The sequence below is a fragment of the Pseudoalteromonas pernae genome (assembly GCF_039831865.1).
Taxonomy (GTDB): Bacteria; Pseudomonadota; Gammaproteobacteria; order Enterobacterales; family Alteromonadaceae; genus Pseudoalteromonas; species Pseudoalteromonas pernae.
In genome coordinates this window covers 1-12,244 of sequence record NZ_JBDODM010000007.1, presented here as the reverse complement: position 1 = coordinate 12,244, position 12,244 = coordinate 1, and the positions used below count along the sequence as shown (strand labels likewise).

Here is a 12,244-nt window from a genome sequence, read left to right as displayed (position 1 = left end):
CAGTATGGGAAGTATTAACTTGTGGATAAAGAACAAGCTTAAGGAAAGCGTCGCCTTCTTTGAGTCTGATTCTCAATTAAAGAACAAAAGAGAACACTATCCTTATATTATTGTTCTAGACCCTAAATCTGTATTAGAGCAGCGTCGATTTTTTTCTATTACCAAAAAGCGTGAATTGGAAAAGGCAGTGACATTATTCGCTGCGCAAAACACTCCGTTCAAACAGTTCAAATTCTGGTTCGATGCGACAAAAGCTGACAAAGGATATTTCGTCAATATCGCTTATGTTGATCTTGAACTATACCACATGGCGCAACAGGCTCAGCCTCAGGGCGGGGTTATTATCCCTGAAACTATTATGTATCGAGCCCTGCGCGGTAGTGAAAGGGTGAGTATTGAGCAAGTCGGTAATTATATTCCCGATAGCAATTACGTTAGTACGTTTTCGCGAACAGGTACTCTAGCAGAGTTTTGGCGCATGGAAGATGATGGCATCTCGCAAACGTCTCATCAACAACAGTTACTTGATTCGCTGTCTGTCAAAAAGTTTATGCCTTGGTTAAGCCATTGGCATTGGGGCGCAGAAAATAATCGAAAGCTCACTGTTAAGCAGGTATTGCTCGCAACAGCATTAGTCTTTGGTTATTTTGCATTCAGCTCTGCGTTCGTATACTGGCAACATCATAGCACTATAGCAAGCTATGAGAGCAACAAAGGCTTGCTACAAGAACTAAAAAGTAATCAACGTGATGTTGAAGACATGGAAGCAATGCTGGTTGCGAAAAATCAACCGTTTGAAGAGCATGAATACATTTATCCATTGTTTGCGGTACTTAAAAGTATCGACACATATTACGAGGTTCAAGGGTTAGCAGTCGTTGATGGTGAAGTGCAAGTATCAGGAATCTCAGATGATGCTGATGCAGTATTTAAAACGCTATCACAAAGTGAGCAGGTTAAGGATTTAAGATATATTATGCCTGTTCGCAAAGCGGGTAAGCGCGACTCTTTCAGTATTGGCTTTAAAATGGAAAGTATATGAATTTAGATACATCGGTTTTCGACCTCGGTGGCAAAGCGGGTGTGCCACCTAAGCAAATGAAGCTACTATTGCTTTGTATCGTTTTGCTGTGTGCTAAGTTTGTGCTTTTACCTGTTGTTGAGTGGCAAAATGAGCTGCTCGAAGAGATCGAGTTTTATCAACTACAACTCCGTGATAAAGAGAGTATCGCCCTAGCAACTGAAGAGTTGGTTCAGCGCAGAGCAGTTGCTCAAAGCGAGATGAAGAAGTTCAGTAAGCTTTATTTTGAAGGGGATAAAACTAGCGTTCAAATACATTTGAACGAAGCTATATCAGCGAAAGCTAACGAGTTAGGGTTAAGGGTATCCAGCCGAAATAGTCGTCAACTACAAACAGTCGATGACATCACCACTTTCGAGTATAATATCTCGTTACGTGGTACATCCGAACCATTGCAAGAATTTTTGTATTGGATTGAAACACAAGAGCCTAAGTTGCTCGTTAGGACTGTACGCTTCAACTCTATAGCACGCACACCGAATGCAGATTTAGTTCTGAGAATTCACCAACTAGTGGAGCTTGCTCCATGATTAAAAAAGCTATATTTTTGTGTTTCATCGCCGTTTGCTTGATGGATTTCTTTAATCGAGTCAGCGTCTCAAGTCATGACGCAAAAAGCATAGATGCTCAGTCTCAGAGTGTCAGCGCAGTAGTACTTAATGCGCCAGATAAACCTGAGTTTAACCCAGAGCTGTTTGGGCAGTTGACGAATGTTGCTAAAGTCAATGAGCAATCTAAGGACAAGCCCAAACCAAAACAAAAACCAATCCAGGCAACCGTTTTAGCCATATACACAACCCCCACACCCTTTGCATATATAAGCTTTGTTAACAGCAAAGATACGCAAGCAAAGAGAATGAAAGTGGGTGATGAAGTGAACGGCTTCAAATTAACGTCTATCGAGAAAGAAGAAGTCGTATTTGAAGTAAATGGAAGCACCACACGCATTAAAATGTTTAAAGGTCAGTCTTAATGAAGCTACGTTTTTTAAGTGCAGTAATTGCAGTGTCTGTATTTACTGCAGGGTGTCAAACAACTTCTCCACATGTTGTTACTCCTTCAGTGCTGCAGAAAACTAATTCGCAAGAGGGCACACCCGATAGAAGTAAGTTAACGGACGAGGAAATTGGTGAGTTGACAATGACGCCGTTGAGTTCAATCGATGGTGTGGGTGTTACACCTCCAAATTCGCAAGCAGAGGCATTGCCAAAATTTGATAACAAAAAAGTCACATTAAGTGCAAACAATCTTCGCCTAGCTGACTTTATTCAGCTTGTATATAGCGAGCAATTAGGATTGGATTATGCGTTGGGTAATGCAGTAAGAACTAGTCAATCAAAGGCGACTTTAAGCATCCAAAAGCCCATTTCCAAGCAGCAGTTGTTTTTAATGGCAAGAGATGTGCTTGCGAATAACAGTGTTTCTTATGAGCAGAAGAACGGTGTTTATTTCTTCGCTCAGGTAAATTCCAATACAAAATCAGGCTTTAATTTGGGGGTTGGTCGTAATATCTCTGATATCCCAGAAGTTACAGGCCAAATTTTGCATGTAACCCCACTTTACTACGCAGATTGGCGATCGATGAATCGTATAGCGACCTCTTTGACCAATGCTCAGCTGAGTTATTTACCCGAGCGTAATGCAATTCTTATAACCGGTGTCAGGCAGGAAATTGCACAAGTATTAAAGATCATTAATGCATTTGATCGTCCATCAGCCAAAGGGCGCCATATAGGTATAGTTGAACTTGTATACATAAGTCCTGAAGAATTCAGAGAACAGTTAGAAGAGGTCCTTTCGATCGAGGGTGTAAAGCTTACCGATGGCTCTCAAGAGGGGGTGGTTTCAGTAACACCAATGCGCAGAATGCGTTCAGCATTAATTCATTCCGCATCTGAGAATGTGTTTGAGAGAGTGTTATACTGGGCAGAGCGATTCGATGTACCTAGCTCATCCGATGGACGTAAGTATTACACTTACTTTCCCAAAAATGTTAGTGCAGTTGATATGGGTAAAAGCCTAAGCAAGCTCTTCAGCCTGACAGGTAAGTCGCAATCAAGGGTGTCGAATGATCCCTCAGCTGAAGATAAGGTTGGTGGTGGCGCAGGTACAACGAATACTGTTGATTTGGCGATGACTGTGGACGATATCCAGAATGCCTTGATTTTCTATGCTACGCCGTCAAAGTATCATGAAACATTGGATTTGATTGAGCGTTTAGACGTTATGCCAGGGCAAGTACTCATTGAAGCCGCCGTGGTTGAAGTAACCTTAGATAACGCCTTTAGTCGCGGTATTAACTGGTCGAGCACCAATGGGTTTGAAGCACAGAATAAGCAATCAACGTTCAGTATCGGTGAGGGACTATCATATGCAATTCAAGGTGTCGATTTTAATGCATCGATCAGCTTTCTTGAATCTAACAGTGACATAAAGATAGTGTCTCGCCCGCGTATGTTGGTTAGAGACGGGCGCACAGCTACTATGAATGTGGGTACAGAGGTTCCTGTAATCACCCAAGCGGTGAACGATTTAGATAACACAGACCAAGTTTTACAAACCGTGCAGTATCGCTCAACGGGTGTAACATTGAATGTGACTCCCACGATTAATGCCCGTGGCGTAGTATCTATGACACTGTCGCAAACAGTGTCGGAAGTAGGAAGCGACAAAATAGAGGGGATTACATCTCCCCCGATTTTGAATCGTTCATTTAACACTGAACTACTTGCTTTAGATGGAAAAACAGTGATTTTAGGTGGTTTGATAAGCCAAAATAACAGTAAGGCTGACACTGCAGTGCCCGGCTTATCCAAGCTTCCGGTGATTGGTAATTTGTTCTTTGGTAGTAAATCGGAAGAAGAACGACGTGTAGAGCTAGTGGTCATGATCACGCCGAGAATTATAACCAGCGAACAGGATATAAATGAAGCAATAGGGGCGTTTTCGAAAGAGTATGAAAACCTCACGTTGCAGTTTTAAAGGCGCACAGTACCAAAGTGAAGCAATGAGCCTGTAATTTTGCAATAAATAAATTAAATTATTGTTAAAACAAAGCGATCAAGCGTTGCACACACGTGGGTATTTTGCTCTAATTGGATCAGGATTTGATTGACATCGCAGTCAGGGCACCTTATAAATTAGAGGCCGATTGTTGTGTTAGCAAATCGCGATAACTAAAAACAGGTAGTAGTTGGCAATTTTATACATTGACATCTTAATCGCCTGTGCTTTAATACAACCTTTATTTGGTATACCAATAGAAATAAGTTCTAAAGGAGAAACTTAATGAACTATAAAAAAGGTCTAGTAGCGCTAGCAATCACAGGTGCTTTAGCTACTCCATTCGCTAATGCCGGCGATATCCGTGCATTCGGTGGTCAAGACACTACACCTTCAAACGTAAACACAAGCCAAATGGGTCCTCAGGCTGGTGTTGCAGGTCAAATGAACTTCTACATGAACGGTATTAACCCGGTTGTAGCTGACGATCTAACAATCGATCAAATCCTTGCTGGTCAAGTAATCGATCTAGATGCAGACGGTACTCCTGCTACAAATGGTCCTTTCATTGGTTCTAACCGTACTGACGTATCAGTAGGTTACACAACTAACGTAACTATCCCGAACGAAGCAACGTTTGAACTAGTAATCAACAACTACGGTGTAGGTGCTGGTTTTGATGCTACTGCTTTTGCTGCAAACAACCCTGGTGGTCTAGCTGCCTCTCTAGCTGGTGACTTAGTACTAGTTGCTCAAGAGTCTGGTTCAGACATCTTCCAAGAAGTTGGTGGTGCAATCGACGTAACTATCGTTAACGGTGTAATCGTTCGCGCGCTAATCCAGATCGACACTAACATCGCTGATGTTGATGGTGACGTATACGTTAGCTCTGTAGATGGTTCAGGTCTTGCTCCTCAGGTTCAAGGTGACGCTATCGAAGCAAACGCACAGCTTTTCCTAGCTACTCGTGACGCTGCAGGCGTATACAACCCAGTAAGTGTAGAACTTACTTCAGTTGCGACTAAAGGTGACATGATCAACCTTTCTTTCCCAACTGTAACAAACACTGCTGGTCTACAGCTTACTCAGCTAGCTACTGGTAACACTACTCTTGTAACTATCTCAGATGGTTTCGAGCTTCAGGTTGTTGACCAAGCTACTTCAACTATCGAAGTTGAAACTGACCGTACTACTTTCGCTGATTGTGAAACGTGGGACGAAGTTCTAGAAACTAACGCTTCAGCGGACTACACATGTGGTACTACTGGCAGCGGCGTTGTTTCTCGCGCGAAACTAATGTTCGCAAGCACTTCAGATGTTGGTCTTGATATCAACGGTGCGAACACAGTTTCTTACGTTCTTGAGCGTCAAGACGGTGAGTCAGTGTCAGGTGTTGACACAGTATCATTCGGTACAGTAACTGCTACTAAGAACGCAGCTAACCAATACGTTGGTACAGGTACACTTCTTGGTACTGGTCTTCTAGACGCAACTAACGTTCGTCGTGAAGCTAACCTTGACATCGAAGTTAACGGTATCGACCCACTATTCCCTAACGCACAAGACGCAGCTGACTGGGTTCTTTCAAGCGTAGAGATCAGTGGTGGTACACTAACTGGTTCTGTAAACGTTCCAGTAGTATACGGTGAGACTCAGACTACTATCAACGGTACACTAGTTAACCGTGATGATGCTGAATCTGTAGCTGTAGACGGTGTAACTCACGTTTGGGATATCGATGGTGCACAATTCAAAGTACCATACGTATACTCAATCCCAGGTGCTGCAGGTTGGTCTTCAACTATCAAAGTAACTAATGAGTTCGTAACTCCAGCTGGTATTGAAGCAGACATCATTGTTGCTCCAATCGGCCTAGGCGCTAAGACAGACGCTGGTAACACGTTCATCGGTGTTGATCTTCCTGAGATGATTCCAGGCGAAGGTCAGTACACGTTCTCTGGTATGGACCTAATCAAAGCGATCAACGCTAAGTACCCAGGTTCACTCGATGAGTCAGCTAACTGGCACATCGAAGCGACATTCCTAGTGAATGCTCCACAGAACTACGTACACGCAGCTGCTCAGAACACAAGCCCAGACGGCCGTGCTGACAGCCCAGTACTATACAAAACTAACAACGACAACGATGGCCGTCAGTGGCAGTAATCGTTCGTTGAAATAGTTAAAAAAGGCACCTTCAAGGTGCCTTTTTTTTTGCTTATTATTTTTTCTTAATTTCTTAATTTCTTAATTTCTTAATTTCTTAATTTCTTAATTTCTTAATTTCTTAATTTCTTAATTTCACATTCAGGTTGTATTTGCTAACTTTTTATTCAATACTGCCTCAGATCCAAAAGTGGGTAAGGCTATCAATTTATTTTTGAATCATGTAAGCTGACGTTGGGCGAATTTTGCTCACAGTAGTAGTTATGCCAGAGGTAATTTATGAAGGCGCGGTTTCTTTCCTATTCCATTTTCTCAACACTCACCATTTCAAGTCTTGCCTATGCTGGCCAAGTGCATAAGTGGGGAGATGTTGACGCTGGGCGTCGCCATGTGGCGGCGATTGATCCACAAGGTAATCTGTATGTGTGGGGCGATAATACTTACAAATCACTGAGTAAAGCCTTGTCTGATAAGGTAGATACACCATGGTTACTCAGCGATGCAGGAAACTGGCGATTAGTGGAAGCAGGGCGTCAGGAAACCTTGATGATCAATGACTCTGGCGAATTGTTCCGAGTTGTGCGCGAGCTTGATAACCCAGAAGAAATAGAAAAAATTCAAGCTAAAGACGGTAATGATCAAAACATAGACTTACAATGGCAACGTGTCTCATCGAACTACTATGCAACATTTGCTATTACCAGCAATGGTGAATTGTATGGCTTTGGCAATAACATAAAGCAGATTATTAATAAGCATGAGGGTGAGAACCCTATAACTTATTACGATTCCCCTTTTCTGTTTGATGATGTGACAGGAGAGACTTGGTTAGATGCTCAGGCTTCACAACAAACGGCAATAGCATTAACAACTAGTGGTAAAATATACACTTGGGGTGAGAATAAGGACTTTGTTCTAGGACTGCCCAACTATGAACAACGATATTACGATCCAGAAGTCGTGCCGCACCCTGATGGCTTGCTTTGGAAGGCGATCTCGGCGACCGAATATGGTGTGTTAGCAGTTGATGAAAACGGTGTATTGTGGGGATGGGGTAACTTACTCTATACCAATAAATTTATTACGCCGAACAAAGTGACTTACACAGATGGTTCAGACATAATCATCGATGTATCAGGCGATTATGACCAGATTAAATCTCGTTTGGCAACCTCTGAGTCAAATTCAGGTGTTATCAATAGCGATGGCCATGTGTATATCTGGGGTGAGAACAATAATGACTTTGTCGCAGATTCCAACGACCTGACAATTAAGGAACCCACCAGAGTTGAGAGTGCCGATGGCACTGCCCTTATAGCGACTCGTCTCGAATTAGGCGATGGTTATTTAGTTATTACTGATAGTCTTGGTAATACGAAAACCCATGGTTATAACCGCTATGGCCAACTTGGCACAGATACATCATTTCTTACTAATAATTCAACAGTGACGAATCCAATAAATGGGTTTCATTGGGTAGACGTAGCGACTGGTAGCCAACATACGTTAGCTCTCCGAGCATTGGAAACATGTTATCCGGCCGCAGATTTAGCGAATTTTCATGGGCTAAGTAACAATGAGTTGTGCCCTGAAAACTTAGCTAAACCAATTTATTTCGGTCAGCTTTGGGGGGCAGGTAACAATACCAAACAGCAACTAACAGCAGTTATAGCCGATCCAGATCAAGACACACCATACATTGATAAACTGTCTCCACTTTTGAACGCTAGCGACCGCTCCATTAAAAGTGACTGGGTGAGCGTTGAGTCAAACTATAATCACAGCTTTGCTATTGATATTAGCGGAGACCTGTATGCGTGGGGCGATAACGCCAGCGGTCAGTTAGGTACGGGTGATACAAACTCACGCTCAACCTTTACAAAAATTACCGATGAATCAGGCGCGCAAACAAAGTGGCGTTCGGTATCAACCAATGCTAATCACAGTTTAGCAATCGCAGAAGACGGCACGTTGTGGGCATGGGGTAACGGTGCGCACTTTAAGCTGGGAACTGGCGATAACCAAGCTTATCTGTACCCGGTGCAAATTAGCACGGATACAGACTGGGAATCAGTAGAAGCAGGATTAACACATTCAACTGCAGTTAAATCTAACGGGGATCGCTATGCGTGGGGTAATGAATCTTCAGGTGCGTTAGGAAATGGTGTTAGCACGGATACCCGAGTTACTGTACCGACTCTTGTGAGCTCCAATAACCCTTGGACCAAGGTTGTTAGCAGCAACACTAAAAAGACAATCGGTTTAACTAGTTCTGACTTGTACGTTTGGGGCTTAGAGGCTGCAACGAATTACAATGCAGCTGAGGACTCCTACACTATCACTGATGCCAGCTCCCCAGTGAAGTTCCCTGTAGTACAAGGTGTTGAAGATATTAATGCAGCTGCGCCTTTCAGCAATGTTGAGTCAGGTGCTTTTGCGTCTTTTGCCATAGATTCTCAAGACCAGTTATGGGGTTGGGGTAGTGGTGACTATGGTGAGTTAGGCATTGGCTCACTGTCATACTATAAGACCATGCCCGAAATTGTTAACAGTGACCAACACTGGAGACAAGTCTCAGCGGGTAATAACCATGTAGTAGCGATTACCCAGTTTGGTCAAATTTTCACATGGGGCAGCAATGCATCTGGCCAACTAGGTGTAGAAACACCCAGCTATGCAATGTATGAAACAGCGCCAACTGCTATCAAAACGTATGACTACGATGGAGATGGCACTCCAGATTACTTAGATCCTTACCCCCAAGATGGCCGCTATACTGGCGATTATGATGGTGATGGCGTTCCAGATGAAATCGACACAGATAACGATAACGATGGCCTCGATGACGACGTTGAGGAAAGGCTAGGGCTCGATCCAAATAACCCCAACGATTCGGAAGTAGATTTAGATCAAGACGGTATTGATGCGAAAACAGAATACGCTAACGGCACCTGTGAGTTTGGTCACGATGCATTATGTGATATCGGTTTGTCGACACCAGAAGCTCATCATGCACTATATGCCAATAACGTAATTTATAAAGGCTACGCTCCGGTCGTTGACCCTAGCGACTCAAGTAAACTTATATTGCCTGACGTGAGTACATATTTTGATGCTACTGCATTGAATAAATTTTTTGTGTCTTTCGAAAACAGCCCATTCAATGTTGCTGCTTTGCCTAACTGGCTACAACTAGATACAGCGAACTTGAATGAATTAGCAGATGATATTAATAACCATGTTTTAACAGGCATAAAGGCAGGAACTGTGGGCTATGAGAGCGTCGCATCGGAGGCCGAATCATATGATGGCAGCGCCTCAGCTGGGCTTGGTGACAGTCGGTTTGCCATTACGCTGAATCGCATGTTTGGTGATGACTGGGGTTCTTATGTTCGTAAGTTAACACCTGGAAATATCACGTTTGCATATAAAACAAGTTCTGCCTTTGAAGATGGTGTAGACAGCTTGGAGCTAATTGCGATTCCATACGAGGGTAGTGGTTTGCCAACCCTGCCTCTATGGTCAACTGATGCAGCAACCGATGGTTGGGTAAGGACGACTGTTCAGAGCAATATAAATAACTACTATCAACTTACTTGGTTGTTAAAGAGCCCAAATTGTTCCTCTTCATGTGGCAATAAGGTGTTCATCGACTCAATTACGATTCCTATGGTGAGAGACAAAGACGGAATTCCATTTTCATACCGTTCAATCATCAGTGGTAGCAACAACTTTGATGGTGACCCAGACAGTGATGGCCTGACTAATCAGCAAGAATATGCGCTGGGCACTAATCCGAACTCTAGCGACTCTGATAGTGATGGTATTAGTGATAGCAATGAATTGTTAATCCATGGAACAGATCCTACTAATTCAGACACTGACGGCGATGGAATCAGTGATAAGGCTGAGTTAGATGCAGGGCTTAACCCCCTTGTTGCAAACAACGGCGACACTGATGGCGATGGTATAAGTGATTTCGATGAGGTAAACGTTTTCAACACAAACCCTCTCGAAAAAGATACAGATGGAGATGGCCTAAATGATAATGTTGAGATTGATTATGGCCTGAACCCAACAGAGAGTAATATCGGTGTCGATAGCGATAGTGACGGTCTACTAGATGTCGCTGAAATCAATATTTATGGCTCAAACCCTCTTAACCAAGATACTGATAGCGATGGAATCGCCGATGGAGTTGAGGTTAACTTTGGTTTTGATCCTTTAGTTGTTAACACCGGAGATACAGATGGTGACGGTGTATCAGATGTTGACGAAGCGGGTATGTATGGCATTGGAACCAACCCCAATAGTAATGTAGACAAAGACCGAGACGCCCTTCCAGACGATTACGAAATCTATCTGGGTGTCGAGGGGCTAACAGTGCACCAATTATGGGCAGATGCAGACGGTGACGGTTTGCCATTAGCAATCGAAAAAGTCCTGCAGACGAATGAAAACCAGAAGGACAACGAGGCTTATTTATACTTAGGTGATCAAACCTATACAGATATGCTAACTCGTATGGCACTGGCTCATGTGCGTGGAACACTGCAAATAAGTGACAGTGCATTGGCAAGTTTACAAAGTGACTTGGGTATTACATCAGCAACTCCAGCGTATGACATATATGCCAAAGTAGCGTCACCGGGCGATCTATTAAACTTGAGTTTCATCGGCCGTGCTTATAAAGCAGCCTTTGACCGTGCCGCGACGTATAAAGGCCTTGTTGCGTGGCGTTCAAACATGAATGCAGGTTTTACAGAGCTTCAGGTTGTATCACGCTTCGTTGCTTCATCAGAGTTCGTCAATAAGTATGGTGAATTAACTGACAGTGAGTTTGTAGAGCAGTCTTACATGAATGTATTTGGGCGTCCACCTACGGAAAATGGGCTTGAGGTGTGGACAAACAACCTGGCCAAACCTGGCTATACACGGGCGCACTTGATGTTAACGTTTATCAATAGTCCTGAGTACATGACTAAGCAGTCTACATTGCAGACGTTAAAGAACTTGTATCTCGTCATGACCAATGATGTCATTGATTCAACAAGACTTGCGCGTCAAGACGTCATATTTGGGGATGATAGCTACCCAGTTGAGAGCGTAATGCGTGATAACTTAATGGCTTTTAACTTCTTCAAAGCGATGTCTCCACAAACAAGTAGTGCACTGCTGGATGCAGACGCAGATAGTTTGCCGTTGCGTGTAGAGTTCACAGATGGATTTGATATAACCACTATGGATAGCCCTGTAAACACGAGTACTGCTGAGCTGGTACGCCAAGTTTCACGGGAGCTGAACGATGAGTTATGGTCTATCCACGACACAAATACTCTTGCTACACAAATTGACGAGGATGGCACTGACGGTACGTTAAAAGACCACGTGATTTCTCTGTTAGAGACGGAAGGCTTTGCGCAACGTAAATCATTGGTGCGCTTATTCAAAGCGGTCTTAGGCAGTGACATGCATAGTAGTGCTTTTCAAGTCTATTTAGGGAAACTACTTGAGGGTGACTTAAGAGAGCCGCAAGTGGCAGCACGCTTAATAGCGAGCCCAGCCTTTAGTAATCGCTTTGGGGCGAATTTGAGTAACTCTGAGTTTGTAGAGACTATCTACAGCAATATCTTTGGTGGAACAATCTCAGAGAATAGTAAAGCGTACTGGGTTGGGTTACTGGATAATGGGCTCCCTCGTGCTAACTATGCATTTAACTTAAGTGAGTCGCCGGCGAGTGTTGACACCCACTTAAACAGTGACACGCTTTCTGTATTGCACCTAGCACTGTTGCGAAACAAAGCGAATACAGTAGCTGTGAACGATTTCGAAACGCGTGTTTCCGGACTCAGTGGCGAAGCGTACAATGACGCAGTGGCAGCGTATGCGGTAGAACTTATCCGCAGCACGGAGTTTATTAATCGTTTCTAAGGTACATACTTGAAACACGAAGGCTGCCACATGGCAGCCTTTTTTATGGAGTCTGATTACAAA

The 12,244-nt window shown here is 43.4% G+C and carries 6 protein-coding genes; all 6 read left to right on the top strand.

The genetic code is table 11. The annotated features are described in order from the left end of the window. The first annotated feature begins 4 nt into the window (after window positions 1-4). The 6 genes from V1358_RS15110 (at window position 5) to V1358_RS15085 (ending at window position 12,181) form a co-directional block, all read left to right on the top strand. Entirely contained in the window at window positions 5-1,042 is a 1,038-nt protein-coding gene (locus V1358_RS15110; RefSeq protein WP_347394075.1) for a hypothetical protein, read from the top strand. Then, window positions 1,039-1,611, top strand: a complete 573-nt coding sequence (locus V1358_RS15105; protein ID WP_347394074.1) for a GspMb/PilO family protein — start codon at window positions 1,039-1,041, stop codon at window positions 1,609-1,611. The genes V1358_RS15110 and V1358_RS15105 overlap by 4 nt, the downstream gene beginning before the upstream one ends. Next, window positions 1,608-2,054 (top strand): hypothetical protein, encoded by a 447-nt coding sequence (locus V1358_RS15100; protein WP_347394073.1) that lies wholly within the window; start codon window positions 1,608-1,610, stop codon window positions 2,052-2,054. The genes V1358_RS15105 and V1358_RS15100 overlap by 4 nt, the downstream gene beginning before the upstream one ends. Further along, a complete protein-coding gene (locus V1358_RS15095) occupies window positions 2,054-4,063 on the top strand; it encodes a secretin GspD/PilQ domain-containing protein (protein WP_347394072.1) in 2,010 nt (669 codons plus the stop codon). The genes V1358_RS15100 and V1358_RS15095 overlap by 1 nt, the downstream gene beginning before the upstream one ends. A gap of 306 nt (window positions 4,064-4,369) precedes the next feature. Then, a complete protein-coding gene (locus V1358_RS15090; protein WP_347394071.1) occupies window positions 4,370-6,250 on the top strand; it encodes a hypothetical protein in 1,881 nt (626 codons plus the stop codon). Window positions 6,251-6,529: 279 nt separating this feature from the next. Next, a complete protein-coding gene (locus tag V1358_RS15085; RefSeq protein ID WP_347394070.1) occupies window positions 6,530-12,181 on the top strand; it encodes a DUF4214 domain-containing protein in 5,652 nt (1,883 codons plus the stop codon). Window positions 12,182-12,244 lie beyond the last annotated feature (63 nt).